The sequence below is a fragment of the Litoribacillus peritrichatus genome, from assembly GCF_039537985.1.
GTDB classification, from domain to species: Bacteria; Pseudomonadota; Gammaproteobacteria; order Pseudomonadales; family Litoribrevibacteraceae; genus Litoribacillus; species Litoribacillus peritrichatus.
On the sequence record NZ_BAABBN010000007.1, the window covers coordinates 360,944 to 387,471 of the forward strand.

Consider the following 26,528-nt stretch of genomic DNA (forward strand, 5'->3'; position numbering starts at 1 on the left):
TTTTCGGTGAACATCCCCTTGCCTTGTGCGTGGCAAGGGGGTGTTGAGTTGCGCGACGGGTTTCTAGTCACGCACAGTTGTGTTTACTCGTAGTTTTGACCAGAGCACACGTTGGTTTCGATGTTGTAGTTACCGCAGTTGATGGGCGCAGTCCAATCGGCCACAACCTTGGCACTGGTTTGCAGGTGATCGGTCCAGGCGTCGCCGATGACCCCTTTTTTGGTTTGCCAAACGATTTCAAACTGGCCATCGTCCTGAATTTCACCAATCAAGACCGGTTTGGTTAAGTGGTGGTTGGTGTTCATCACCGCCGTCCCACCGGTGAGGTTAGGTACTGTGATGCCGTACATCGCATCACGAACGCTGTCGACGTCTTCGGTGCCCGCAATCTCAACCGCTTTGGCCCACATTTGGAAACCAATGTAGGTGGCTTCCATAGGGTCGTTGGTTACGCGGTCTTCATTTTTGACGTATTTCTGCCATTGGTCGATGAACGCTTCGTTGGTGTCGCTTTCTGCGCTCTGGAAATAATTCCATGCTGCCAAGTGACCGACCAGCGGACCTGTATCGATACCGGATAATTCTTCTTCACCTACGGAGAATGCGATCACCGGAACGTCTTCGGCTGAAATGCCCTGATTACCTAATTCCTTGTAGAAAGGTACGTTAGCATCGCCGTTGATGGTTGAGATGACCGCAGTTTTCTTACCTTCAGCACCGAACTTCTTAATGTCGCTGACGATGGTTTGCCAATCGGAATGACCAAACGGGGTGTAGTTGATCATGATGTCTTTTTCCGACACGCCCTTATTTTTTAAATACGCTTCAAGGATTTTGTTGGTGGTGCGAGGGTAAACGTAGTCGGTACCAGCCAGGACAAAGCGCTGCACGCTGCCGCCTTCTTCACTCATCAGGTAATCAACCGCTGGAATCGCCTGTTGGTTTGGCGCAGCACCTGTGTAGAAAACGTTTTTAGAAGACTCTTCCCCTTCGTATTGAACCGGGTAGAACATTAAACCGTTCAGTTCTTCAACCACTGGCAATACGGATTTACGGGACACTGACGTCCAGCAACCGAAGATAACGTCGACTTTTTCTTTGGAAAGTAATTCTCGGCCTTTTTCTGCAAACAGTGGCCAGTTGGAAGCCGGATCAACGACGACCGCTTCCAGTTTTTTACCCAGCAGGCCACCTTTTTTGTTCTGTTCTTCGACCATCATCAACACAGTGTCTTTTAAGGTGGTTTCGGAAATGGCCATCGTGCCTGACAATGAGTGGAGCACGCCGACTTTAATGGTGTCGTCGGCCGCCATGACCGCTGAACCGAAGGTAACGGATAACGCCAATGCAGAAAACTGTGAGAATTGCTTGATGCTTTTCATAGTGATTCCTAGTTGATTTCTCTGTAATTGAATCTGATCAAAGCGGTCCAAAGAGAAGCCAGCAGTCTTATTGCTCTGTACTTTTCTCTGGTGTTGTTGACCGCTTGTCGCCTTTTAGATTGTGAGTCTTTTAAAAGGATTGACAATGTTTAGCAATGGGTATGCCACTACGACGTAAGTCGTGTGTTTATCAGGTATTGCTGCTGTTAAAAGCTGTCCAAGCGGACGATTGGTGTTTTGTTTTAGTGCGTTTGTTTTTTACTTAGCACCAAATTGTTCCATTTTTGTTGAGATATGGATGTTATCTCGTTGATTTATGGTTTGGCCTGCACAAGCTGTGTGCACCATGATTCATACCAAAGGACTGGAAATAAGTTGTCTGTATAGTCAGTATTTGAGGTTTGGCAGACTCTTTGCATTCGTTGGTGAGTGGCTATCTTGCAAGTGTTGTCGTGTGCTTAGGTGCGAGATTGTTCTTTTTATGTCTGCACTTATGTGCAAAGATTTTAAAACAAAGACTATTTTATAGGGAAGAATATTGAATTACGCGGAGACTTCGCAGGACAGTCTTGATCCAAGTCTGCACTGGCTGGCTAATTATCAGGCTGAACTGGTGTATCTGGATCAGAAAACACGGCTTGGAAAAACCCGTCATTTTGGCCCGTTGCGGGTACAGCGTCCGTTTTACCCTGAAGGTCATCAATGTGCCCACCTTTATCTGTTACACCCGCCGGGTGGTTTGGTGGCAGGGGACTACTTAACCATTTCCTTATTGTTGGATGATGGCGCCCAAGCGCTTGTTACTACGCCTTCTGCCGGCAAAATATACAATAATATTACTGAGTTGAACCAAACTCAAAAAGTCCGTCTGTGCATCAAAGATCAGGCGGTGCTGGAGTGGATGCCGCAGGAAACAATCGTTTTTGACGGTGCCAAAGGGGAGTTAATTACTCAGGTTGATATTTCGGGCTCCGGTATTTTTGTGGGCTGGGACATCGTTTGTCTGGGCAGACCGAGCAGTGAAGACTGGTTTGCCAAGGGGCGTATTGAACAATCACTCCTTATCCGGCGAGACGCCAAGCCTGTGTTTATTGAGCGAAACCGGATCGATGCTGCCCAGGATATTATGCAGTTAAAAGCAGGTCTGGCAGGTGAGCCTGTGTTTGGCTGTTTTGTGATCTCAGCCGAAGAAGACATCTTAAACCGGGTCGTTCAACTGAACGAACAGGATTTTGAATTGCTGCAGGAATTGGCGGGTACAGGGCTGTTTGCTGTAACTCAGAAGCCCGGTGCAGTGGTTGTGCGTTATCTTGGCGCATGCGCCGAGACGGCGAAGAAAGTGTTTACCCATTATTGGGCATTGGTTCGGCCACACGTTAACCAACGTGGGGCATGCCCTCCCCGAATTTGGAATACATAGCGGATTTTCAGTGCAAACTGGTCACTGATTTTACGAGGAACTGTTTAAGAGGACATTATGGAACTGTCACCCAGAGAAAAAGATAAATTACTGATTTTTGTGGCGGCCGAACTGGCTGAAAAGCGTCGGCAGCGTGGCGTTAAACTGAACTACCCGGAATGCATTGCGCTCATTTCGTCATTTATTATGGAAGGTGCCCGCGATGGCAAAACCGTCGCTCAATTGATGAATGAAGGGCGCGAAGTGATTAGCCGAAATGAAGTCATGGATGGCATTGAATCCATGATTCACGATGTTCAGGTGGAGGCAACCTTTCCCGATGGTACTAAGCTGGTCACAGTGCACAATCCCATCGCCTAACTTAATCGGCAAACTTAACGCATAGGAGCGTTTTCATGATTCCAGGTGAATACATAGTGTCGGACGAGCCAATCACTTTGAATGAAGGCCGTACCACGATCAAAGTTCAGGTGTCCAATTCGGGAGATCGGCCGGTTCAGATCGGCTCTCACTACCATTTTTATGAAGCCAACTTGTCGCTGCAGTTTGATCGTGAAAGCACTAAGGGCTATCGATTGAACATTGCAGCAGGCACTGCCGTTCGTTTTGAGCCGGGCCAAACCCGCGAAGTTGAATTGGTAGAATACGCAGGCACTAAAACCATTTACGGTTTCCGTGGTGATGTCATGGGCCAACTTTAATGTTTGGCTAACGTAAAACGGCTCATGGATTAGGGAAACAGGAGAGAACACATGACTACGATTGATCGTAAAGCTTATGTTGATATGTACGGACCCACCGTTGGCGATAAGGTACGGCTGGGTGATACTGAATTGTTTATTTCGCCAGAAAAAGACTTCACAGTGTATGGCGATGAAGTGAAATTTGGTGGCGGTAAAGTGATCCGTGATGGCATGGGTCAAAGTCAGGAAACTTCGGATAAGGTACCGGACACCGTCATTACGAATGCCCTTATTTTGGATTATACCGGAGTGGTTAAGGCCGATGTGGCCATTAACAACGGACGCATCAGTGCCATTGGTAAAGCAGGCAACCCGGATACGCAGGCAGGCGTCGATATTATTATCGGCCCTGGCACGGAAGTGATTGCTGGAGAAGGTCAGATTTTAACGGCGGGCGCGATTGATGCTCATATTCATTTTATTTGTCCACAACAGGTGGAAGAAGCCTTGATGTCGGGGATCACTACCATGATCGGTGGTGGCACCGGACCGGCAACCGGAACTAACGCGACCACGTGTACGCCGGGGCCGTGGCACATCGGTAAGATGTTGCAAGCGGTGGATGAGTTACCAATGAACTTTGGCTTTTTAGGGAAAGGCAATGCGTCATTACCGGAGGCTTTAGATGAGCAAGTGGTTGCCGGTGCCATCGGTCTGAAGTTGCATGAAGACTGGGGAACCACGCCCGCTTCAATTGATAATTGCTTGAGTGTTGCTGAAAAGCACGACATTCAGGTGGCCATTCATACCGATACGTTAAATGAGTCGGGTTTTGTCGAGGATACGCTGGGTGCTTTGAAAGGGCGGGTGATTCATACCTACCACACCGAAGGTGCGGGTGGCGGTCACGCTCCGGATATCATCAAGGCCTGTGGTGAGGCCAATGTGCTACCTTCCTCAACCAATCCGACCCGGCCTTACACAGTGAATACCGTGGATGAACATCTGGATATGCTGATGGTTTGTCATCACCTTGATCCCAATATCCCGGAAGATGTGGCCTTTGCGGATTCCCGTATTCGTCGTGAAACGATTGCGGCTGAAGACATTCTTCATGACTTGGGTGCATTCAGTATGATCTCATCAGACTCACAGGCAATGGGGCGTGTGGGTGAAGTGATTACTCGCTCTTGGCAGACCGCGCACAAAATGAAAGTACAACGTGGAGCTTTACCTGAAGATGATGCAGGCCATGATAATTTCCGTGCTCGCCGTTACATAGCCAAATACACCATTAACCCGGCCATCACTCACGGGGTTTCGGAAGAAGTGGGTTCGGTGGAGGTGGGTAAGTTGGCCGATCTGGTGTTGTGGAAACCGATGTTTTTTGGCACTAAGCCGTCGTTGATTTTGAAGGGTGGCATGATTGCGGCCGCGCCGATGGGCGACCCCAACGCTTCCATTCCTACGCCTCAGCCTGTGCATTATCGCCATATGTTTGGTGCTTTGGGCAAAGCGGTGACGGCCACCAGTTTGACCTTCGTTTCCAAAGCTGCACTTGCGGCTAATTCGCTGGATCACTTGGGCCTGGAAAAAACACTGACCGCAGTGAAAGACTGTCGCTCGGTTCGTAAATCCGACATGAAGCTGAATGACTATCAACCGGTGGTGGAGGTTGATCCTCAGACGTATGTGGTCAAAGCCGATGGCGTAGAGTTGACGTGTGAACCGGCGGAAGAGTTGCCGTTGGCACAGAGATATTATTTGTTTTAATTCGATTTAATGTGGTGAGTGCATGATTACTGTTACCGAAAAATTGTCTTTAGCTGAGGTTGCCGAGTGGGAACGCTCTGGGGGCGAAGTTAAAGATATCATCCGTTTGCCCTTTGATGAACGCAAGCGGGGTCGGTTAAAAACGGAAACCGAGTCCGGTCAGGCGGTCGGTATTTTTGTTGAACGTGGTGATGTGATGCGTGATGGCACTTTGCTTCGTGCTGAATCGGGGGCGGTTTATCGGGTGAAATCAGCGGATGAGGAAGTCACCACCGCCTCGACCGAGGATTCGCATTTGTTTGCGCGTGCCTGTTATCACCTGGGCAATCGGCATGTGCCGTTGCAGGTCGGCGAGGGCTGGCTGCGTTATCAGAATGATTATGTGTTGGATGACATGCTGCGCCAACTGGGCTTGACCGTTATTCAGGAACAGGCGCCGTTTGAACCTGAAAATGGCGCTTATGGCGAGCATGCTCATGGCGGTCATTCTCATCACCATAATGAGCTGGACGACCCGTCGCATGGTCACGCTCACCACCATCACAATTAAGAGGTTCAGGGCTTGAAAACCTGCAGTTTATTAAGCTTGTTGCATATCTCCAGTCCGGCGTTGCCCATTGGTGCGTTTGCTTATTCACAAGGGTTGGAATACACCTTGGATGCGGGGTGGTGTAAGCAGGCCAAGGACGTTGAGGCCTGGATATCGGGGGTTCTCAATTATGGATTGGGTGGCGTCGATCTTCCTGTTTTGGCTCGTCTTCATCGGGCTTGGCTGGAAGAAGACCAAGCGGCTTTAGAGTACTGGAACGGGATGTTGCTGGCGTTCCGGGAGACCAAAGAACTATACCTGGAAGACGTGCAGGTGGGTGATGCTTTTAAGCAGTGGCATTTATCTCAGTCTAAGGGTCACGAAGCAAAACTGGACTGGATTGAAAAACCCACTGTTGCGGCCATGTATGCGTTGAGCAGCGTGATTTCAGAGATTCCGGTGGAACAAACCCTGATTGGTTTTACCTGGGCGTGGTTGGAAAATCAGATTACCGCTGCCAGTAAGGCGATGCCAATGGGGCAAACGGATGGACAGCGGATCATCCGGCATCTGATTCCGATGATTGAGGATGTAATTGAGCGGGCGATGACCATGGAAGACCATGAAATTGGTTCCGGCCTGGCCGGTTTGGCCATGTCTTCGGCGTTACACGAACATCAATATTCAAGGCTATTCCGGTCTTAAACGAATTTTTGAAAGATAATTGAACCAATATTTTTTACTTGGGAAATAAATAGAGATGAGCAGTAAACAAACTTTACGCGTTGGTGTTGGCGGACCTGTAGGTTCAGGTAAAACGGCGTTGTTAACAACTTTGTGTCATGAAATGCGCGAGCATTACAACATAGCGGTGGTAACCAATGATATTTACACCAAAGAAGATGCTCAGTTTTTGACGCGAAACGAAGCATTAAGTGAAGACCGCATTATCGGTGTTGAAACCGGCGGTTGCCCGCATACCGCCATTCGTGAAGATGCGTCGATGAACCTGGCGGCGGTGAAAGAATTGTGTGAGCGTCATGACGGCCTTGAAATGGTGCTGGTGGAATCTGGCGGCGATAATTTATCCGCTACATTCAGCCCTGAGTTGTCAGACCTGACGCTGTATGTCATTGATGTCTCTGCCGGAGAAAAGATTCCGCGTAAAGGTGGCCCGGGCATTACTAAGTCGGACTTGCTGATCATTAATAAAACCGACTTGGCACCTATCGTGGGTGCTTCGCTGGACGTGATGGATCGCGATGCTAAGAAAATGCGTGGCGATCGTCCGTTTGTGTTTTCAAACCTAAAGAGCGGTCAGGGCGTAAAGGAGATTGTTCGCTTTATTATTGAGCAGGGCATGTTGCGAGAAACCGGTTTGATGAAAGACGGGTAATTATATCCGATAAGCGGTGAATCATGCCTCGGTGGCCGGTTTTGTTTCACCGCTTTGGTGTATGTGTTTGAGGCTGGTGTTGCTTAGGGTTCAGATACCAAAGCTCATGTCGATGCAAAGGTGTTTCTTTAGGTAAGTGTTGATTGGGCACGTAAAAAGTACGTCTTGAATCAATGTTCAATTCCGTAATGATGTTTTCAAAGCGGCTCATGAAAAACTGGTCAAATTCTCCTCGTTTGATGAAAGTTTCAAAGTTGGTTCGAATCAGTTCCGCAAGCTCCGGCTTATGAGGTGACACAAAAAAATACATGGGGAGCGGCAGGTAGACCCCCAGATGTTGCTCAATTGCCAGATCAGGGTACAAGGGGTTGAATTTTTGATACTCCTGAAGGATTTCATTGACGCCTCTTGGGAAATAATCCGCGCGTTTGAAGTGGATGATTTTAAATAGGCTCTCGTAATCTCCGTTGGTAATGGTGTGAAACCCTTCTTGTTTCCAAACGGGGGTGATCGACCATTGTGAGCCGAGAATGGCTTGTTTTTGTTTTAATTCGTCCAGGCTGTGAATCCACTCGTACTCCTGACGTTCGTCTTGATGAATCAACAGTATTCGATAACCAAGCAGTCCTTTGTAGATGGGGATGCGGATAGTCAGTAAATCATCTTCCCAGTCATTGCGGGTGGCTGTTGCCTGTACATCCAGTCGCCGACCTTCGAGTAGCAGCTTTTTGATCCGCTCTCGACTGTGTACTTCATTGGTATAACGCAGAGTGTGGCGGGTTGCAGGCAGATCCAGGTTGAGTAATGTTTCTAACAGCGCATTGACGTACTCTTGCCTAGGGTCGTTTTCAGACTTTGGCCTGGCCAGTACGTATTCATCCGCCAAGCTATAGGCACTGTAGGTGATAACGATGAATGCAATCAGTGTGTGTTTTAGGTTTCTCATGGCAACTACTACGCGAATCCAATAGTTTAAATATTAGATGACATTTTTGTAATTCCTACTTGAGAATTATTCTTATTATGCTATAAATAAAAATAATTATCATTTGCATGGAAGAACTCCTATGTTTCGTCGAGCTAAAAAATGCGTTGCAGTGGAAGAAAAAGACATAAACAAATGGGAATATTACTTAATGAAGGGCAATGAGTATTATTTCCGCAGTCAGTACGAAGGAGCTGCTTATTGTTATTCGGTGTCTGTCGAATACCTGGAAGTCACGGTAGGCCGTGCCTGCGTTACTTGTACCGATGATCGAAGCTTTCAGCACTTTTTAATCGCTTGTCAAAATGCATCGCATTCATTTGCTATGGCCGGTGATTTGTTGAAGGCCGAACAGTATCTTTCCCGTGCTCATTACAAGTTTTTATCCATGGTCAGTGAAAGTCTTAAAAAGAACGACAGTTGGCAGGAAAGTGTGCAACGCATCTGTGAACGTTCGTTAGATGCACTGGTGCAGTTTTTGGAACGTCATAATCGTAACGGTGCGGCTGAAAGTGTCCGTTTCGAATCTCAACGATTGCTGAATTAAGCCCTTTATCAAGGGCTTGTTTGTAGATAAGGGCATCGAGATATGACCAGCCAGCGTTGGCTGACTGGTGTTTAGGCGTTAAGCGCCTTTGAGCATTGCTTTAATACGTGCCTGAGTGCTGTCTGAGTTAAGCAGCGCTACGAACTCGTTTAATTCGTTTTGAGAAATTTCAGGAATCAGGTCGATGTAGTCTTTCTTCATCAAACGCTTAGTTGCAATGAGTGATGGCAACGGCTGTTTTAGCAGTTCGCCTGCAAGTGCCATGGCGCTATTGATTGCTTCGCCTTTGTCACAAGTCTGATTGATGAATCCCCATTGTTGGGCTTCTTCAGTGCTAAAGAAACGACCTGTCATCAACAACTCGGCAGCAATTTTTGGTCCTACATTACGCTCTAACAGGTAGCTTGAAGCCCCTTCAGGACAAACCCCTAGGTTGGCAAATGGTACGCGGAAGCGCGTTCCTTCAGCTGCAATTACCATGTCGCAATGAAGCAACATGGTTGTTCCTATGCCTACCGCTACTTTTTCAACGGCTGCAATGACCGGTTTGGTGATTGCGTTAGACGTTTCAATGATGCCTTGAACACATTCCATTAATGCCTGGATTTCGTCGCCGACCAGGTCAGACAAGTCGTTGCCTGCGGTAAAAGCATTGTTCGCGCCGGATACCACAATTACGGACACGTCATCCGATTGATCGGCTTCTTTTAAGCCTGCAATGATGTCTTTGTACGTCTGCATGCGAATGGCGTTCAAACATTTCGGGCGATTAATCTGCAGGTGTGCAATGCGGTTTTCAATCGTTAAGGTGATGTCTTGGTACATGAAATTTCCATCCTTAATTGGGTGATGTGTCAAGATGTTCAGACATAATGTGGTCGACACTTTAGTCTGGAGTGTCCTGAAGCACAATTACATATGTTAAGAAACTCGGTGATTTAGCTGGTTAATGCTCATTTATTTTTTGCGATCCACTGATCTAATTTATTGGCAAAATCCCGACGTTCGGTTTGATTCATAGTGGCAGGGCCGCCGCTGATCTGACCGGCACTGCGCATGTCTTCCATGAAGTTTCGCATGGTTAATCTTGGGCCAATGTTGCCTTTATGCAGGCTTTCACCGCGAGGCGTTAATATGATGGCGCCTTTCTCAATGGCCTCGGCGGCCAGCGGAATGTCGCCGGTGATGATCAGATCGCCAGCTTCGCTGTTCTGAACAATGTGGTTATCGGCCACGTCAAAACCCTGCATGACCTGCACCGAGCGAATATATTTGGACGGAGGTGTGGAAAGCGGTTGATTTGCGACTAGAATCAACTCAATAGCGGCCCTTTCTGCAGCCCGAAATAAAATGTCTTTGATGACTCTTGGACAAGCATCGGCATCAACCCAGATCGACATATGTATAGTTCCTGAAGGTAAGTCTGATAGGAAATGAAGGTTGCTATTAAACAGTACATGCAATGTGGACGGCAAGTCGCTATACTGCGCAGCCGAAAACGTATCCACTTAAGGATTTTGAGATTACCAGGGTGGTGGTCTTGTCTGACTTCGTTCAAATTTTATCCTAGGGTGGTCCGTTTTATCTTTTTCCTTTGCTATATAAGGCCCCCTAAATGTCAGATGAGATAGAAAACTTAACCTTCGACGATCTTGGACTTCCTGATTACGTCATGAAAGTTCTAAAAGACGTGGGTTATGAATCTCCTTCGCCAATTCAGGCTCAAATTATTCCTCACGTGATGGAAGGTCACGATGTACTGGGTCAGGCTCAGACCGGTACCGGTAAAACTGCGGCGTTTGCTTTGCCGCTGGTTTCTACTATTAACCTTCGTAAAAATAAGCCACAGGCTTTGGTGCTTGCGCCAACGCGTGAATTGGCAATTCAGGTTGCTGAAGCTTTCCAGAAGTACGCTTCACGTCGTAAAGGTTTCCATGTTCTGCCGATTTATGGCGGCCAGGATTACAGTGCCCAGATTCGTGCGCTAAAACGTGGTGTCCACGTTGTAGTAGGTACACCGGGTCGTGTTATGGATCACATGCGCCGTGGCACTCTGGACTTGTCCGACCTTCAGTCTTTGGTACTGGATGAAGCGGATGAAATGCTACGCATGGGCTTCATTGACGACGTTGAGTGGATTTTGGAGCAAACCCCTGAGCAGCGTCAAATCGCCTTGTTCTCGGCAACGATGCCAAAAGAAATTAAACGCATCGCAACCAATTATCTGAATGAACCTAAGATTGTTACCATCAAGGTGAAAACTCAAACCGCATCGACCATTCGTCAGCGTGTTTGGATGGTCAGCGGTATGCATAAACTGGATGCATTGACCCGAATTCTGGAAACCGAGCCATTTGATGGCTTGATTATGTTCGTTCGTACCAAAAACGCGACCGAAGAGCTGGCTGAAAAGCTGGAAGCGCGTGGCTATTCAGCCGCCGCACTTAATGGTGATATGGCTCAGGCGTCCCGTACCCGTACGGTTGATCGCTTGAAGAATGGTCAGTTAGATATTCTGATTGCTACCGACGTTGCTGCCCGTGGTTTGGACGTTGAGCGTATTACGCACGTGATCAACTACGATATTCCTTACGACACTGAGGCCTATGTTCACCGTATTGGTCGTACTGGTCGTGCCGGTCGTAGCGGTGAAGCTATTTTGTTCGCTGCGCCACGTGAACGTCGTATGTTGCGTGCCATTGAAAAGGCGACCAACAAGAAGATCGAAGAAATGACCTTGCCTTCCACGCAAGACGTTAACGATCGTCGTGTGTCTCGCTTTAAAGATAAGATCACTGAGGCTTTATCTGCTGAAGGTGATTTGCAGTTCTTCCAGGAATTGGTTGAGCAGTATCAGAACGAACAAAACATCCCGGCGCTTGAAATTGCTGCGGCTCTGGCTAAGTTGGTTCAGGGTGATGAGCCATTATTGATCAAAGACCGTCCTAAGCGTGATCGTCGTAAAGACTTTGAAACACGTGATGATGACGGCCGTGGTACTCGTCGTGAGCGCGGAGAGCGTGGTGATCGTAAGCCTCGTGAGCGTAAGCCTCGTGACACTGGTGTGCCGATGGAAAACTTCCGTTTGGAAGTGGGTCGCAACCACGGTGTTGAGCCTAAGCACATTGTTGGTGCGATCGCTAACGAAGCCGACATGGAAAGCAAGTACATTGGTCAGATTGAAATTCAAGATGACTGTACTTTTGTTTCTTTGCCGGAAGGTATGCCTTCAGAAGTGTTTGATCACTTGAAGAAAATTCGTGTTGTCGGTATGCCAATGCGTATTTCCAAAGTGAGCAATGGCCCTAAGCCTCGCAAAGGCAAGCCATTCAAAAAAGGCGCAAACCGCAAGCCTCGTAAGACCGATGACGAATAACTCGTCTGAGGTTATATAAAAAAAGCGCTTGGGTGACCAAGCGCTTTTTTTGTGTCCGGTGTTTATGGCCAAGCTATTTAAGCATGAGCATCAACGGCCATGCCCCGCGATCTTAGAAGTGGAAACGGAAGCCCAAAAAGCCGGTCGACTCTACACTTCGATCCTTGGTGTGATCAAAACCGGCTTCCACGTAGCGATAACCCACTTGTACATCTGCGTTAGGCATAACCTGGTAGTTTGCCGCTGCTTCAAGCCAGGTGAAATTGTCGGTGTCGCTGAAGGTTAAAATGGATGGGGCGTAGTGGCCAGAAGCGCTGAGTGATAACCCCGGCACCTGACTTAATTCCATTTCACCAAAACCACCCAGACCCACGCCTAAACCATCAACGCCATGCTCTTTGTAGCCTATGGTTTTAAAGCCAATCCCCGTATGAACTCTTTGGCCTTGAAAGCTTGATGTATTCTGCGCGTGTAAATCGAGGTTGAACAGATTTCTGCCACCCTCGTGGTAGAGGTAACCTGCGCCAAACTGTACCGGTAATTCGTCGGTTGATGTGTATTTGCCGTAAACCGAATCATCCGATAAGTTGAACTCGAAGCCGCTGGCCAAAAGGCTGCCGGAAAAGCCCAGCGCTGCCAGGCCTGTAATGAAGGATTTTGCAAAGATGTTTGATTTCATTGGAGTCCTTGAGTATTGGGTATTTAACCTAAAAGTAACAGTATACTTTTAAATAATACGCAATTGGACAACCAACCGTTAAATCCTATCCAGCTTTTCTTCAATTTCTGAAATTTTACTTTGAACTACCTTTTCCAGATGACGCAGGTCGGAAAGAATTTGTTCTTTCACGGTTTTTTCGTCATGAACGTGGTTGGTGATGTCGTCCAGTTCGGCCAGCACGTGGGTTAAAACGGCGGATACTTCGCTCATTTCTTTGTATTCATTCGGGTTACTTTGAGAGCGCACCATGCGTTTGCTGCGCGGGAATTTAAACTTCTCACTGCGATTAAATAACTCACCTTTTTTTTTGGTGTGATAGATTTTTAGCACGTCCTGAGTCAGTTCACTGCGAAGGGTGTATTTTTCAATGTCTGCAGTGTTTTTCACACCGAGAGATTTGAGGGAGTTGTATTCCATGACGACCTCGACTATGGCTACGGATGACAAATAAAAGTGACAGTAGAAACGATTGTTATGCTACTACATTAGCAGATAACCATCGCTTCGATAATGATGTCTGACAGGTCTTGAGGGCTAATCGTTCAAAATGGGTCAGTTCGGACTTGTTTCTTAGTGGGTAATTGTTAAGGTGAGCTTTAACTCATGATGTTTGGCGATAATAAGAATGACTAAAGGGTTTTCTATGCTGTCTCAGCCTTTAATGGATTGGCAAAACACAGGTGATTTTTTTGATTATCAACAGCACCGGATTTTCTATAAAACATCCGGTGCAGGGTCGCCATTGTTATTAATTCACGGGTTTCCTTCGGCGAGCTGGGATTGGCAACCGATGTGGGCGGCGTTGTCGGCTAAGTTCAGGTTAATCACTGCGGATATGCTCGGGTTTGGTTTGTCGGATAAGCCCAAATACTTTGACTACACCATTGCTGCTCAGGCGGATTTATACGAGATGTTGTTGAGTATTCAGGGTGTTGAAACCGCGCATATTCTTGCACATGATTATGGCGATACGGTTGCTCAGGAGTTGTTAGCAAGGCATAACCTTGGGCAGCTGAGTTTTCATATTGAATCTGTCACTTTTTTAAATGGTGGTTTGTTTCCTGAAACCCATCGGCCCTTGCTTGTCCAGAAGTTGTTGATGAGCCCTGTAGGTGGCTGGATTGCCCGGCTCATGACCAAACAAAAGCTCATGGCTAACTTTCAGCGTATTTGTTCTTCGAAAATGACCTGTGATGACATTGCTCTTTTGTGGGAATTGTTGACGCACCACGAGGGGCGGGCTGTCATGCCGAAATTAATTTGCTACATGAAAGAGCGCAAACAATTTCGCTCTCGATGGGTGGGCGCGCTACAAGAAACGGATGTGCCTTTGCATTTGATTGATGGTTTGATTGATCCGATATCCGGTGCCCATTTGGTCGAACGCTTCCGAGAGTTGGTTCCGAATGGATGCGTTTCTGAGTTGGCCGGTATTGGTCATTATCCGCAAGTAGAAGCGCCAGAAGAGGTCTGTCAGGCTTTTCAATCGGCTTTGGCAGAAGCCGCAAGTCTTAGTACTTCCAAATAGCCGCCTTCAACTAACGCGGGTTTGTGTTCCTGATAAAACCCCCGGTTTTTCAATAGGTGATGCATTTCTGGCAGATGGTAACCTGGCACTGTGGGTAAGAAATGGTGTTCGCAATGGTAATTGACATAATTCGGGGCGAAGGTTAATCGTTCCCACCAAGAGGCTAACGTGGTTCGGGTCGTCTCCCGAACGTCTTTACTGGCGAGCGTTGGCATAGCACCGTGTTCAGCGATTTGTCTGAGTCGAATAATGAAAGGGTAAGTGAAAATATAAGAAAGCCACCAAAGGCCGTAAAGCCAGGGATGGTCGAAGTAAACAAAGCAACCGAATGCCAAACCGTGAAAGATCAAAATATCTCTGAAATTGGCTAATGCGAATTGAATGGCTTGTTGTTGGTTTTTTCCCGATGCTTGATTACCAAGAGATACCGTATTGCCAACACGACCGGTATTTGCGAAGAACAAAACGCCGTAAATGGCTTTTAAACCCGATAACCCGGCAAAGTCACGAATAATTTTGCGCTGCATGCTCGCACGGGTGACGGGGTATTGCTTGATGTTATCCACATCCGGGTCTTGCTTGGTGCCGGTTTTGGTGTGGTGTACGAAGTGGTAAGGCCGATAAAACCGCATTGGCACTAAAATTGGAATTCCGGCCAGCCAGTGGCCAAAGAAGTCGTTTTGTTTGTGGGTTGCAAACCAGGAACGATGGGAGCAATCATGAAGGATGATGCCTAACCCCAGTTGTCTGCCGGAAAGCAGAATGAGCGCTATCAGCAACGTCAGCGGGTTGGTGTCGAAAGCCACCAGAAAAAACGCCAGGCCAATCACAATCCAGTTGAACGCCAAGCCCCAAGCTGCCTTCTTGTTATTAGCAGTCTTGAGTCGTTGAATTTCTTCAGAACTTAAATAGTCATTTTTGTGAATGCTGGCAGAAGGCATGGCGTTTACTCATTTTAACCCCGTGTATTGATTATGGCTGAGCAGGCCGAACTGTCCATGACATCATTGCGCTTAAGAATTAACCAATACGAACTTGGCTAAAGGCTGTTGTTTGTTATCGAAGAACACCAAGGTTTTGCCTTTGATGATGTAGGTGATTGGCTGCTCCAGAAGTTTCATCAGATTGGATTCATTGTCCATGGTGTTGCCGGGGCAAGCCATCAGAGTGCTGGCGACTTGGGAGAAAGATAAGGTGGTATTGAACTGGTGGTACCGGCCAAACAGGTGATTGCAGCCCGAATAGCCTTTGAGTTCTCCGCTCGCTGCAAACACTAAATAGGCCGGTTTTTGATGCGCTTGAACTTGAGCCGGTTGGCCAAAAATCTCTTTTAACGTCCATTGGGTGTTAATAAGAGAAGGGGATGAAGGGCCGATCAAAGAAGAGCAGCCCGTAATCAGGCTGCTGATCATCAAAAACGCCAACACAGCGAAAGGTTTACGAGGAATGAAATGTTTTGAGGTGCGCATGTGTCAGTCTTCTCGGGCCAAAAATTGAATGATCTGGTATTGTGAGGGCTTTGCTTAAAAGATCAAGCTCAATCTGGCAGGTTGCTGATTTTCTATCTGTGTTGCCCTAACGGCGTTAAAATCAGGCTCAAAATGCTCATTTATAAACATAATACCCAAGGGGCACACTGACTCCGCGTTTTCGCCTGATTTTGCCTTGTTAGTTCTGCCTCGATGACGAAACTCAGCAGCCTGCTGGTGCAGAAGGTCTCAAAATGACTGACTTGGCTTTCTGTTGAATTTGGTTTTTCTGTTTCATCTGGCGTTTTGCTGTGTCTGGCATTAAGCAAATACAGCAATGGTTTGACGGCTGATGGCGATTAACTCACCGTCACTGGACCAAAGCTGTGCGTGTGTTTGGCCGTAACCGCTCGAAACCTGGTCGATGTCCGCTTTGTAGAGTAACCAGCTTTCGGCGTCAATGGCTTCGATGGGTTGAATGAACTCGATGTACCAGCTGAGAGAGCTGGCCGGTGCAGGTTTTTTGTACAAAGGCAATAAAGCCGGTGGCCAGGCGTCTACCAGCGACAAAACAGCCGCTTCGTCTACCGGTTGATGCTGCAGTTCTTCCTCGGGTTGTTTGAAGCGAATCCAGCCGCCCATCTCATGATGCTTCGAGTTGGAAAATGGCATGTCGCCGAATGCCCAGCGATAACACACGTGTTGTGTGAATTCGGGCAGTACGCCCGGGATGTAGGGCATTTCACGGCAGTCTTCGGGTGGTTTGGCATCCGGTGCTAGCGGGGCAGGGATGTTCAGCTCAGAATCTCGTTTGGCGCCGAAACTGGCCAGTACCACGCATTGCACTTGACCTTCCTGCAGCGCTTTGGCTTCCACCTGAGTCACTGAACCGCCGGCTCGTAAAATGGTTACTTCGATGTCCAGTGCGCCACGGGCTACTGGTCCTACGAAGGAGACGCTGACCGTGCGAATCAGCCGATCTTGCGCTACGTTGAGGCGCATGGCTTTGTACAGCAGAGAGACAATTAAGCCGCCGAAGGTTGCCCGGCCTTGTCCCCAGCTTTCCGGTATTTCAATGCGGTAATTTGGCTGGGCTGTGGATAACTGGGAAAGCGTGTTGTGGTAGTTGCTCATAGTCGCCTCAAATTCATCGGATGTTGCAATGCTTATGCATACTAATCAAAGCCGATGAAACAAGCCATTACTCATAATCATGATGATTATGAGTGGCTGGAAACGCATGCTGGTGGCTTATCTGTCTGTGGTGACTAACTTCAACGCTAATCCAACAAAAACAAAGCCGGACAGTCGGTTGAGAAACAACTGAACACGATCTGATTCATTCAGTTTGTTGCCTAAGTAGCCCGATAATAAAGCGATGGTGTGAAAGACCAACAGGGCGGCCAGGATAAATAAGCCACTCAGGGTGATCAGCTGTAGAGTAACATTGCCAGTTTCAGGGGTGACAAACTGAGGTAAGAACGCCATGAAGAAAATGGACAGCTTAGGGTTGGTTGAACTCATCACTATGCCTCTGAAGTAGAGCTGTTTTAACGGCAGTCGCTGTTGTTCTTGATTAAGCTCAGAGGGTTTGGCTCGTAGTGCGCCCCAGGCAAGGTAAATGAGATAGGCGGCTCCCACCAGTTTTAACACGGTGAACGCGACTTCCGAGGTTTGAAAAATGACCGCAACCCCCAGCACCACCGCAATGGAGTGGGTCAGGAGGCCGGAGCACAGCCCTAAAATGATGACGCTGCCGGCTTTGAAACCTTGCGTCATGGATTGGATCAGCACAAAAATGTTGTCGGGACCCGGACTTAGAGACAGCAACACACTGGCGGTGAAAAATAAGGTGATGGTTTCGATGCTCAACATAACAATTTATGCTTCCTTATTGATTGGCGGTCACTTGATCCGGTTGCTGTCTGGCCTTAATTGCACTGGCAGAAAACAACCAGGCAATGATCAGCAGGCCCGTAAACACCGAAAAAGTAATGGCTAACACCTGCATGTAATCGTCAGGGGCTTGCTCAATGGTTTGTTTGCCTAGGTAAACTGAGGTCACCAACGTGATGATGATCATGCTGAATACCATGCCCAAGGCTCGCATTTTAGCGCTCAGTGCTGTTGCTAAGCTATATTTGCTGGCGTCTACGCTGCTCATAATGATGGCAATATTCGGTGAAGAAAAGAACGCAAAGCCCAGCCCCTGAAAGATAATCACCGCCAGAATCAAAGGCAGCCCCGAATTCTGGTCGAGCTGTAACGCTAGGCTCATACTGATAATCGCCATAGAAACGCCGAATGTTGTTAAGATGCGCTTGTTGAACTTATCCGACAGCCGACCTGATAACGGCGCTAAAATGGCCATTAAAATCGGCCCGACAACCAACGTCTGACCCGCTTCACTTGGCGAAAAATGTTGAATGGACTGTAAATATAAGCCCAGTACAAAGGTGGCACCAAAAGCCCCCACGTACATGAACAACTGAGTCAGTAAGGCATGGCTGAAATTGTAGTTGGCACGCATTTCTTTTAAGTCCAGCAATGGCAAGGTGACTTTGGTTTGGCTGAAAAAGAACAGCAGCATGAAGCCAAAGCCACTGACTAAACCGACGATGCCCCATACGGAATCCAGTGACGCGCTGCCGTAAATCAATAACCCCATCGCCAGGAAGATACAAACACTGCCAACCCAGTCCAAGCGCGTTTTCATCGGTTGCCAGTGGCTCGGTAATGCCCAGACGGCCAATAAGGTCGATATCATAAGGGGGATAAATGTCAAACTGTACACCGCGCGCCAGCCGTAATGCGCGGTGATCCAGCCAGCAATTAACGGTCCCGCAGACAGCCCCGCATAAACAGCACCAACGCTCAGGCCAATGACTTTGCCCAGCCTTTCAGGGGGGATTTTCTGAGAAATGATTGCCATGCCGGTCGCCATCAATAAGGCACCAAATGCGCCCTGTGCTGCCCGAAAGGCAATAATGAGTTCAATGCTTGGCAGAAAGCTGATGAACAGGGTACACAAGGAGTAGCCGACCAAACCAATTTTAAACAAGGTTGCGCGGTCAGTGGCGTCGGCAATCCTGCCGATTGGTAATAATAAAGCGGCTGACATCCCCAAATAAACCGACTCAACCAACCCCAGAGCCACAGCGCTGGCGTGCAATTCCCGGCCCATTTCAGGCAAGGTGATGGCAACCCCGGAGAACATAAACGGAGTGGCAAATTGAGTCAGGATAATGACCCAAATAATGAACTGATCCGATAGGTTTTTATCAGATGAAGAAGACATAAAAAGCTCGATAAACTGGAGTGATGGTAGGATTCCAGCTTAAAGAGCTTTCTATCAATTAACCAGTGAAAAATCTTGGTCTAATTGGTCAAATTTTTCGATTTGAGTAATTTAACGCAGGTCATTGATGAACTGTTTTAAGCGCATGACTCGTTCTTTGTTCGCATCCAGGTCGCTGTAACCCACACGGGAGGCAGAACGTACATGCAATAACTGGGTTACGGGGTCAAATCGAAACTCCACATCATCAATGAAACCAAACGTCTGGCTTTGATATTCAGCGGCCAGATAGTTGTCACTGACGTGTTTGATGACGCCTTTATCTTTGCGCAGTGCTGTTTTCAGTAACGTTTGAATTTGTGCCCATTCCCGACCGTCGATCGACATGGGTTCGGTGTAATGGCCAGTGTCCTCAGGAAACTCACTGTTGATGCAGTTGGGCTTTTCCGGGCAGGGTGATAAGGTGCCAGAAACCAGGCCGATGGCCATCATTTCCTGGGATTGCAGGCCCAGTGTATAAAAACGAGTAATAAGCGCAGCGCATCCAATGAATAACACCACGAAAAGCCACACAGCGAGCTTTTTGAACATAATCCTTTGCCTTACAGTGATTTCTTTTTTTTGTTTTTATTGGGTTTGGCTGACCTGAGGGCCGCGCCATACGCTTCGTTGGCCCATTCACAGAGTAAGTGAGGCTGTTCTAACGCTTCTTCAGGTGCCTGACTATAACTTAACGCAATTAATTTATCTCCCTTTTGAAAACGAAAGGGTTCCAATCCCAGAGCTTCAAAATTGCCCCTGGTTTGATCATCGGTCTTCAGATAAAGAATGTCATCGGCCACCAGACCGAACATCAGCTCGTCCATAAACAGTCCGAAGCCACCAAACATGCGTTTAGAGCGAACGGGGCCAACAGTCATTAATTGTTCACATAAATAGTCAACGAACTCAGAATTTTTCATTAGAAGTCGCCTGTTCAACGCGGGTTACATTATTGTTATGCCCAAAAGTCGGGCTGGCGCCGTGGTTCAAATCCACAGTGGCTGACAGCCAAAAACAGCATAAATCCAGAATCACCATTAGCCAAGTTGATTGCGTTGAGAAGTAGTGATTTTATCAAAAAACCGGGATCGTCATTGAATGGCTGTAAGCGGAATAATAGATAGAAATAAGGTATTTCGGGGAGTGAGTGTCCATCGTGGCAACCTTACGGATGCGCACGATGAATGACGGTACGCTGGAAAAAGTATCATTTAACGATGACCTTGACCACTTCAGAAACCACCGGCGGGTTATGAGGAATGTGGTTTTTATCCCCAAGGATGAGTTGTAGTTTGTGGTTACCCGGTGGCAGGGTCAGGGTGGTTTCAGTCTGGCCGCCGCCAAAGTGCTTCACATCACTGCCCATTGGCTGATCGAACGGAGGTAATGATTTGGCGTTGACCAGCAGGTGATGATGCCCTGTTTTGGCTTTATCAATGCCTGCGGGCGCAATCCCCATGCCCTGAAGACCAAATTTGACGGTGAAGGTTGAGGGCACTGTTTCGCCATTGTTAGGAGAGATAATGTAGACTTGGGCGCCTTCCGGGGACTCGGTGGCGACGGTGATATGGCTGTATGCACCTAAGGTGCACGCTAACACTACACCAGCGAGGTATTTTGAATAGGTTTTCATCGCATCCTTCCTGAGTGGTTAGAGATCACTCAGAAAGTGTAGTCTGCGCTGGAAGGATGGCCAGCTTGTTCTGACGAACAGGTGTTTATTCTGCGCTGGCGTGGTGTTGCATAATGCATTTACGACAAATGGCTGCGCCTTGCGGGGATGTTATTAAAGAACCCACAACTGCACTGGACTTGCCGCAGAAAGAGCAGGCCGCATTTTTGTCCGAAGTCTGTGTCAGGTGCGTATTAGTTTCTTTCTTCTCTGACTTAACAGCGCCGCTATCCTTTACAACACCACTGCCGATTAACAGTTTGGCCAATTCAGGGTCAATGGTGTCAGGGTTTAGGTCGGCATCCAAATCAATGCCCATCTGTGTTTTAAGATCCTGTTTTTCCTGCTCAGAGAATTGCGCCAAAAGGCGTTTAATTTGCTGTTTCTGTTGTTCGTTCATATGCGCAACCATCTCTGTTTGGGGCCTTCAACTTAGTTGAATTGTCAGTTTTGAAGGCGGACTTGCCTGTTTGGCGGTTTTATCAGCCCCAACGCGAACAGCATCCCGATGCTGACAATGATGACGCCCATGATTTCCATGAAATTAGGGATTTCCGATAAAACCGGAACGGATAATATCAAGGCAACGGCCGGAACCAAAGCGCCAAATACAGCGCCTTTGCTGGCACCGATCAAATTAACGGACTTACTGAAGAATAATAAAGCCAGCACGGCGGTAAATACCCCTTGAGCCGTTCCTTGAAAAATCACTTCACCGATCGGGGCGGTCGTCAGGTTGGACTCCATGAACAGGAAATACAGAGGGGTGATAATCAGCATCGACAATACTGATACCAGTGAAGTGGCATGGAAGGCTTCCACTTTCCAGGATCGGCTGCATAGGGTGTAGGTCGCCCATAAAGAACCACAGACAATGAAGATCAGGTCGCCTTTCCAGCTTTCAGGGTAATCCGGGTTGACGGTGCCGGAATGAATGCTTGACCAGCCGATGGTCAGGACTCCGGACACAATGATACCGAAGCCGAAGACCCGGCTCATTGTGAGCTTTTCTTTTAAAAACAACCAGCTTCCTAGTGTGGTGAAGGTCAGCATGCAGCTGGGGGTAATGACACCGAAGTGGCTGGCAGGTGCAAACGACAGGCCATACATACACAGCGAGATATAACCAACGCCAGCGCCTGCGGCCAACACCAGGCCTTTACCGAGGTTGATGCCGGTGAACTTGTGTTTCAGAAAAATCGGCAGCAGGATGATGCCCGACACGAAGAACCGGAGAAAGACCAGATCACTGGCCGACAGCGATTGCTTTACTCCGTAGGCTGAGATGACGGGCCAGGCTCCCCAGATCATGGCGGCAATTAAGCCAAATATAATTCCTCGGGTGAGCTGGCCTGAATCAGGCTGGAGTGTGTTGGGCACAGACTTTCCTTCATTGAATTAATGGAATAACACGGTGAGCAATGCAAAGGTGCCGAGCCCGGAAACGACGGTCATTAATAAATTTCTGGTCAGGAGAGATACACCGAAAGCAACTAATGACGACCATAGATGAAAATTTTCGAAAGAGAAAGATACAATTCCTGACTGTCTGATCAGTACAGTTGGCATTATGATCGAAGTTAATACCGCCACGGGGACAAAACTCAATGCTGTATCGGCCAGTGTCTGGTACTTTCCCCAGAGTTTGTCTTTGGAGGCCAGAGCGAACGGAAAAAAGCGAATGCCAAAGGTTACCGCCATCATACCAGCAATCAGTAATAGGCTTTGCAGATCGGTTAATTCTGTGGTGTTCATTCTTGTATCACCTCAGGTTGAAGGACGGGCGTAGTTTGTTTTGTTCTGAAGGTCAGCCAGGTCGGAATTACGATGGCGATGACGGAAGACACCAGAATGCTCATTTGGAACGGCAGGTCATGGGTTAACACGGCCACGCCACCTGACAACACCGCGCTGAGCCACATCAGTTTGCTCTTTAATAAAGGTGTGACAATGCCGATGAAGGCAACCACCATCGCCACGTCCAACCCCCAGCCGAGAGGATCTTTCAGCTGTGCTCCGACCAAGAACCCTAAGCCACTGCACAGAATCCAGTTGGAATACATAAAGGCGAAGGAGCCTAAATAGTAGTGTTGGCAAAACGCCTGGTCGCCTTGTTGATTTAGGCGGTTCAGCACAGTTGCATAGGTTTCATCGGTTAAACCGAAGGCCATAACGGCTCGCCTGAGCCAAGAATATTGGCGTACATGTTTCATTAAGCTGGCGCTGTACATCATGTGACGTAAGTTAACGACAAAGGTTGCGCACACCACCACGAACCAAGGGGTTCCCATCCCGAGTAAATTCACCGCTACAAATTGAGAAGATCCTGCGAATACAAAAACAGACATAGCCATACAAAGCATGAAAGGCAATCCGAATGCCTGACATAAGGCACCGAACAAAATGCCGAAAGGCACTGCTGCCAGCACCAATGGTAATGTATCCCGGGCACCGGACAGTGCCATTATGAACTTGTGTTTGAGTGAATGGGTCATCGGTTAAGTACCATCGTGTGTTGTATTCCAAAAGTAAAACTAAAAGGACAGCAGACCGGTGACTATAAGGCAGTTTTAGAAGGGCATATTGTACGTTTTTGACATTCCGTCCGTTTCAGGTTTCAGGTATTGATCACCTTAACGTCGGCAGATGTCAATGTCGCGCCTGTTGCTGGAATTTACCGGGAGTAACCCCAAAGGCTTTTTTAAAGTGGCGGTTGAGATGGCTCTGATCGGTAAAACCGGTGTTTAGTGCAACATTACTGATTGGCTGACCATGGGCCAATAAGGCTTTTGCCTGATGAAGGCGGGTCTGAACGTGATAGGCGTGGGGTGGCAAACCGGTGGCTTTTTGAAAAGTTCGGACTAAATAATGGGGGTTTAACTGCACCAGAGTACTCAAGTCATCCAGAGAAATATTCTGATCCATGTTGGCGTTCAGATAATCTTTGATTTGCTGAATGGCCCAGTGTTCTGAACCGGTCACCGGTGACAGAAAATGGTGTCGGTTGTGGCGCTGAATCAGGAGCGTCATCACTTCCAGGTAGACCGTTTGACGTTCTAACGTTGCATGGTTTTGTGGGTCAGCGATCAGCGCGTATAGCCGTTTCAATTGACTGGCGAGCAAAGGGTCGTGGAGGACTGACTGGTTGAAGTACGGGGTACAGCCGGCCTGACTTAACTCAGAACCGATCAGCTCAAAATGTTCGGCGGTAGGATAAATGGCCTTATATGACCAGCCGTAGTCGGTCGCTGAATTCCCGGTATGGACTTCATCGGCGTTGACTAAAATGATGCTGTTGGTGTCTGCAACATGAATTTCACCGGAATGATAAAACGCCTGGGCCCCTTGTTCGATGACGCCGATGCAAAACCCTTCATGGACATGTTTGCCGAAGGTTTGACGACGAAAACTGGCCTGCAACATCTCCAGGTTGTTTAAGTCTTTGGCGTAGGTGTATTTGGCTGATTCAGACATTCGATATTTCCGGTAAACAGTCTTCAAAGTCTAGCCAGTTTGTGGCTGAATGTTTAGTACAAAATTGACTTGTTGGTTAAAAGACCGGATATGTAAAGATCGTAAAGGTACGTGCTTCTGAGGGATGGATACGTTAAATAGATCAACTAAATTGATCTATTTAGTCAAAATATTCTAGAAGATTATCGGAATTTTACAGGCTATTCTGTTGTCATTAGATTGAACGAAACATTTTAAGACGACTTTGTCTTAGCAAACCGATCTTAATACACAGGCCTTAACGAACTACTGAAGTAACGTATGAAAATCAAAAATACAGAAAATCAATTTGGCTTGGTTGCCATTACCGTACATTGGGTGGCAGCGCTGGCCGTCATCGGTTTGTTTGCGTCCGGAATTTACATGCGCTCGCTAACCTATTACGACAGCCTGTATCAGGTTTTGCCGTTTTACCATAAGTCGATCGGTATGGTGTTGTTGTTATTGATATTGTTTCGCTTAGGCTGGCGCTTTATCAATACTCAACCCAAATCTTTAGAAAGCCATTCGGCGCTGGAAAAGAAAGGTGCAAAGCTGGCGCATATGGGTTTGTACCTGCTGATGTTATCCGTCATGGTCGCGGGTTATTTAATATCAACGGCGAAAGGCCATCCGGTTAACGTGTTTGATTTATTTGAAGTGCCTGCATTAGTGCATGGCATTGATGGGCAAGGTGATATTGCCGGCTGGGTACATGAGTACCTGGCGTACGGTTTGATTGGATTAGCGGTATTACATGCATTGGGTGCACTCAAGCATCACTTTGTGGATAAAGACAGAACTTTAATGAGAATGATCAAAGGTCAATAACCAAACAACAACTAGGAGAAAATAAGAATGAAACTAAGAACTTTTGCTGCGGCATCTTTGGCTGCCCTAATGTCCGTATCTGCTTGGGCAGACAAGTACACCATTGATACTGAAGGCGCTCACGCATCCGTTCAGTTTAAAATCAAGCATTTGGGTTACAGCTGGCTTACTGGTCGTTTTAATGACTTTAAAGGCGAATTCACTTACGATGAAAAAAATCTGGCGGCGAGTCAGGTCAACGTGGTGATCAACACTAAGAGCATTGACTCCAATCATGCTGAGCGTGACAAGCACTTACGTGGTAATGACTTCCTGGAAGTGGATGAGTTCCCGAAAGCCATTTTCCAAAGCACGAAAGTCATTCCTGGTAAGGACGGCGAATTCCAGATTGTCGGTGATTTAACTCTGCACGGCGTGACCAAAGAGATCGTGATTGATGCGGAACACATTGGTGGCGGTAATGACCCTTGGGGTGGATTCCGTAACGGTTTTGAAGGTAAAGCAACGTTGACGTTGTCTGACTTCAATATGAACTTCAATCTTGGCCCTGCTTCGAAAGAAGTTGAGTTGTACCTTCATGCAGAAGGCATTCGTCAGAAGTAATGATCGTTTGAATACATAAACGAAACGCACGCATAAAATGTGTGCACTAAAAAGGGAGCCTTCATGGTTCCCTTTTTTAGTGGTTCAGAAAAAATGGCTCAGAATAACGAATTTACCGTGCAGGTTAGCCGCCTTTAACGATCGGGTCGGCGTAACTTAACTTCATATCCCAAGGGAAGCGAATCCAGGTGTTTTGAGTCACGGCTTCAACGTAGCTGTCGACAAACTCAAGCCCGGCCGGTTTGGCGTACAGGGTTGCAAAGTGGGCTTTTGGATAGTGGCGACGTACTTCAGCGGCGGTTTTTCCGGTGTCGACCAAATCATCAATGATCAGCCAGCCTTCACCATCATTGGCTATGTCCGGCGCTTTGTTCAGTTTGAATTCACCTTGGCTTTGACCATCGTAACTGGTGATGCAGATAGTATCGATCAGGCGAATGTTCAGCTCACGGGCAATGATGGCGGTAGGCACCATGCCACCACGCGTCACACACAGAATGCCTTTCCACTCCTGGATCTCGTGTAGGGTTTTGGCCAAACGACGGCCTGTTTTATGAAGCTCTTCCCAAGAAACGAAGAAATCCAGTTCGTACTTACTCATATACTATCCTCAGTGGCGGCTTTGATGATCCAGAACCCTGATTTCTGATCAACTGAAGCTTCAAGTTAAAAAGGCGCTAAATTCTAACAGAATGGTCAGCTATTTTCATTGAAACTTTAAGATGCCACTAAACTGTTAACTTCACATTAATTCGAATTGAATTGTTCTGGTAATCCTCTG

At 47.6% G+C, this 26,528-nt stretch carries 32 protein-coding genes; 12 read left to right on the top strand and 20 right to left on the bottom strand.

Annotated features, from left to right (window positions below; genetic code table 11):
* Positions 1-83: 83 nt before the first annotated feature.
* Entirely contained in the window at positions 84-1,382 is a 1,299-nt protein-coding gene (gene urtA, locus ABD744_RS11310) for an urea ABC transporter substrate-binding protein (protein WP_425562166.1), read from the bottom strand.
* Positions 1,383-1,920: 538 nt separating this feature from the next.
* On the opposite strand from urtA, the gene ABD744_RS11315 reads away from it, so the two are divergent.
* Genes ABD744_RS11315 through ureG form a run of 7 tightly spaced genes read left to right on the top strand, consistent with a single transcriptional unit; the run spans position 1,921 to position 7,183 of the window.
* Positions 1,921-2,802, top strand: a complete 882-nt coding sequence (locus ABD744_RS11315) for an urease accessory protein UreD (RefSeq protein WP_344798570.1) — start codon at positions 1,921-1,923, stop codon at positions 2,800-2,802.
* A gap of 57 nt (positions 2,803-2,859) precedes the next feature.
* Entirely contained in the window at positions 2,860-3,162 is a 303-nt protein-coding gene (gene ureA / locus ABD744_RS11320; RefSeq protein ID WP_344798572.1) for an urease subunit gamma, read from the top strand.
* 35 nt (positions 3,163-3,197) lie between these two features.
* A complete protein-coding gene (locus ABD744_RS11325; RefSeq protein ID WP_344798574.1) occupies positions 3,198-3,503 on the top strand; it encodes an urease subunit beta in 306 nt (101 codons plus the stop codon).
* Between the two features lie 51 nt (positions 3,504-3,554).
* On the top strand, positions 3,555-5,258 hold the full coding sequence (ureC, locus tag ABD744_RS11330) for an urease subunit alpha (protein WP_344798576.1): 1,704 nt from the start codon (positions 3,555-3,557) through the stop codon (positions 5,256-5,258).
* Between the two features lie 22 nt (positions 5,259-5,280).
* Positions 5,281-5,808 carry an urease accessory protein UreE gene (gene ureE, locus ABD744_RS11335; protein ID WP_344798578.1) on the top strand — a complete coding sequence of 176 codons (528 nt, stop codon included), beginning with the start codon at positions 5,281-5,283 and terminating at the stop codon, positions 5,806-5,808.
* Between the two features lie 12 nt (positions 5,809-5,820).
* The gene (locus ABD744_RS11340; RefSeq protein ID WP_344798580.1) at positions 5,821-6,492 is read left to right on the top strand and encodes an urease accessory protein UreF; all 672 of its coding nucleotides are present in this window, start codon (positions 5,821-5,823) and stop codon (positions 6,490-6,492) included.
* Between the two features lie 55 nt (positions 6,493-6,547).
* Positions 6,548-7,183, top strand: coding sequence for an urease accessory protein UreG (gene ureG, locus ABD744_RS11345; protein WP_344798582.1), 636 nt, complete (start codon positions 6,548-6,550; stop codon positions 7,181-7,183).
* A gap of 46 nt (positions 7,184-7,229) precedes the next feature.
* On the opposite strand, the gene ABD744_RS11350 is transcribed toward ureG, so the two are convergent.
* Entirely contained in the window at positions 7,230-8,129 is a 900-nt protein-coding gene (locus ABD744_RS11350; protein WP_344798584.1) for a hypothetical protein, read from the bottom strand.
* 121 nt (positions 8,130-8,250) lie between these two features.
* On the opposite strand from ABD744_RS11350, the gene ABD744_RS11355 reads away from it, so the two are divergent.
* Positions 8,251-8,715: a hypothetical protein gene (locus ABD744_RS11355; protein WP_344798586.1), complete on the top strand. Its 465-nt coding sequence runs from the start codon at positions 8,251-8,253 to the stop codon at positions 8,713-8,715.
* Positions 8,716-8,793: 78 nt separating this feature from the next.
* Here ABD744_RS11355 and ABD744_RS11360 read toward each other — a convergent pair whose 3' ends face one another.
* Both ABD744_RS11360 and ABD744_RS11365 read right to left on the bottom strand, forming a co-directional pair.
* Complete coding sequence (locus ABD744_RS11360; protein WP_344798588.1) at positions 8,794-9,540, bottom strand: enoyl-CoA hydratase/isomerase family protein; 747 nt, start codon at positions 9,538-9,540, stop codon at positions 8,794-8,796.
* A 128-nt stretch (positions 9,541-9,668) separates the two neighbouring features.
* Complete coding sequence (locus ABD744_RS11365) at positions 9,669-10,115, bottom strand: YaiI/YqxD family protein (protein ID WP_344798590.1); 447 nt, start codon at positions 10,113-10,115, stop codon at positions 9,669-9,671.
* Between the two features lie 215 nt (positions 10,116-10,330).
* Here ABD744_RS11365 and ABD744_RS11370 point away from each other — a divergent pair, with 215 nt between their 5' ends.
* A complete protein-coding gene (locus ABD744_RS11370) occupies positions 10,331-12,091 on the top strand; it encodes a DEAD/DEAH box helicase (RefSeq protein ID WP_344798592.1) in 1,761 nt (586 codons plus the stop codon).
* A gap of 112 nt (positions 12,092-12,203) precedes the next feature.
* Here the strand turns inward: ABD744_RS11370 and ABD744_RS11375 are convergent, their stop codons facing one another.
* Together ABD744_RS11375 and ABD744_RS11380 are read right to left on the bottom strand one after the other, a co-directional pair.
* Positions 12,204-12,770, bottom strand: coding sequence for a YfaZ family outer membrane protein (locus ABD744_RS11375; protein WP_344798594.1), 567 nt, complete (start codon positions 12,768-12,770; stop codon positions 12,204-12,206).
* Positions 12,771-12,848: 78 nt separating this feature from the next.
* Positions 12,849-13,229 carry a DUF3461 family protein gene (locus ABD744_RS11380; protein ID WP_344798596.1) on the bottom strand — a complete coding sequence of 127 codons (381 nt, stop codon included), beginning with the start codon at positions 13,227-13,229 and terminating at the stop codon, positions 12,849-12,851.
* Positions 13,230-13,437: 208 nt separating this feature from the next.
* Here ABD744_RS11380 and ABD744_RS11385 point away from each other — a divergent pair, with 208 nt between their 5' ends.
* Complete coding sequence (locus tag ABD744_RS11385) at positions 13,438-14,340, top strand: alpha/beta fold hydrolase (RefSeq protein WP_344798598.1); 903 nt, start codon at positions 13,438-13,440, stop codon at positions 14,338-14,340.
* On the opposite strand, the gene ABD744_RS11390 is transcribed toward ABD744_RS11385, so the two are convergent.
* The 13 genes from ABD744_RS11390 to ABD744_RS11450 form a co-directional block, all read right to left on the bottom strand.
* Positions 14,295-15,281 carry a fatty acid desaturase family protein gene (locus ABD744_RS11390; RefSeq protein ID WP_344798600.1) on the bottom strand — a complete coding sequence of 329 codons (987 nt, stop codon included), beginning with the start codon at positions 15,279-15,281 and terminating at the stop codon, positions 14,295-14,297. The genes ABD744_RS11385 and ABD744_RS11390 overlap by 46 nt on opposite strands.
* A gap of 72 nt (positions 15,282-15,353) precedes the next feature.
* The gene (locus ABD744_RS11395; protein WP_344798602.1) at positions 15,354-15,809 is read right to left on the bottom strand and encodes an META domain-containing protein; all 456 of its coding nucleotides are present in this window, start codon (positions 15,807-15,809) and stop codon (positions 15,354-15,356) included.
* Between the two features lie 321 nt (positions 15,810-16,130).
* Positions 16,131-16,943, bottom strand: a complete 813-nt coding sequence (locus tag ABD744_RS11400; RefSeq protein WP_344798604.1) for an acyl-CoA thioesterase — start codon at positions 16,941-16,943, stop codon at positions 16,131-16,133.
* Positions 16,944-17,060: 117 nt separating this feature from the next.
* A complete protein-coding gene (locus ABD744_RS11405; RefSeq protein ID WP_344798606.1) occupies positions 17,061-17,684 on the bottom strand; it encodes a LysE family translocator in 624 nt (207 codons plus the stop codon).
* A 16-nt stretch (positions 17,685-17,700) separates the two neighbouring features.
* Positions 17,701-19,107: an MFS transporter gene (locus ABD744_RS11410; protein WP_344798609.1), complete on the bottom strand. Its 1,407-nt coding sequence runs from the start codon at positions 19,105-19,107 to the stop codon at positions 17,701-17,703.
* 111 nt (positions 19,108-19,218) lie between these two features.
* Positions 19,219-19,698 carry a DUF1499 domain-containing protein gene (locus ABD744_RS11415; RefSeq protein WP_344798611.1) on the bottom strand — a complete coding sequence of 160 codons (480 nt, stop codon included), beginning with the start codon at positions 19,696-19,698 and terminating at the stop codon, positions 19,219-19,221.
* An 11-nt stretch (positions 19,699-19,709) separates the two neighbouring features.
* Positions 19,710-20,069 carry a TfoX/Sxy family protein gene (locus ABD744_RS11420; protein WP_344798613.1) on the bottom strand — a complete coding sequence of 120 codons (360 nt, stop codon included), beginning with the start codon at positions 20,067-20,069 and terminating at the stop codon, positions 19,710-19,712.
* Between the two features lie 287 nt (positions 20,070-20,356).
* A complete protein-coding gene (locus ABD744_RS11425) occupies positions 20,357-20,782 on the bottom strand; it encodes a DUF4399 domain-containing protein (RefSeq protein ID WP_344798615.1) in 426 nt (141 codons plus the stop codon).
* An 85-nt stretch (positions 20,783-20,867) separates the two neighbouring features.
* Positions 20,868-21,221 (bottom strand): ClpX C4-type zinc finger protein, encoded by a 354-nt coding sequence (locus tag ABD744_RS11430; RefSeq protein ID WP_344798617.1) that lies wholly within the window; start codon positions 21,219-21,221, stop codon positions 20,868-20,870.
* Between the two features lie 44 nt (positions 21,222-21,265).
* Positions 21,266-22,201 (bottom strand): DMT family transporter, encoded by a 936-nt coding sequence (locus ABD744_RS11435; protein ID WP_344798619.1) that lies wholly within the window; start codon positions 22,199-22,201, stop codon positions 21,266-21,268.
* An 18-nt stretch (positions 22,202-22,219) separates the two neighbouring features.
* The gene (locus ABD744_RS11440) at positions 22,220-22,576 is read right to left on the bottom strand and encodes an AzlD domain-containing protein (RefSeq protein WP_344798621.1); all 357 of its coding nucleotides are present in this window, start codon (positions 22,574-22,576) and stop codon (positions 22,220-22,222) included.
* Positions 22,573-23,316: an AzlC family ABC transporter permease gene (locus ABD744_RS11445; RefSeq protein ID WP_344798623.1), complete on the bottom strand. Its 744-nt coding sequence runs from the start codon at positions 23,314-23,316 to the stop codon at positions 22,573-22,575. Before ABD744_RS11445 ends, ABD744_RS11440 begins: the two co-directional genes overlap by 4 nt.
* Positions 23,317-23,470: 154 nt before the next feature.
* Positions 23,471-24,295 (bottom strand): helix-turn-helix transcriptional regulator, encoded by an 825-nt coding sequence (locus ABD744_RS11450; protein ID WP_344798625.1) that lies wholly within the window; start codon positions 24,293-24,295, stop codon positions 23,471-23,473.
* 300 nt (positions 24,296-24,595) lie between these two features.
* Here ABD744_RS11450 and ABD744_RS11455 point away from each other — a divergent pair, with 300 nt between their 5' ends.
* The gene (locus tag ABD744_RS11455; protein WP_344798627.1) at positions 24,596-25,144 is read left to right on the top strand and encodes a cytochrome b; all 549 of its coding nucleotides are present in this window, start codon (positions 24,596-24,598) and stop codon (positions 25,142-25,144) included.
* Positions 25,145-25,171: 27 nt separating this feature from the next.
* A complete protein-coding gene (locus ABD744_RS11460) occupies positions 25,172-25,747 on the top strand; it encodes a YceI family protein (RefSeq protein WP_344798629.1) in 576 nt (191 codons plus the stop codon).
* A gap of 124 nt (positions 25,748-25,871) precedes the next feature.
* Here the strand turns inward: ABD744_RS11460 and gpt are convergent, their stop codons facing one another.
* Positions 25,872-26,348, bottom strand: coding sequence for a xanthine phosphoribosyltransferase (gpt, locus tag ABD744_RS11465; RefSeq protein WP_344798631.1), 477 nt, complete (start codon positions 26,346-26,348; stop codon positions 25,872-25,874).
* Positions 26,349-26,528: the final 180 nt, after the last annotated feature.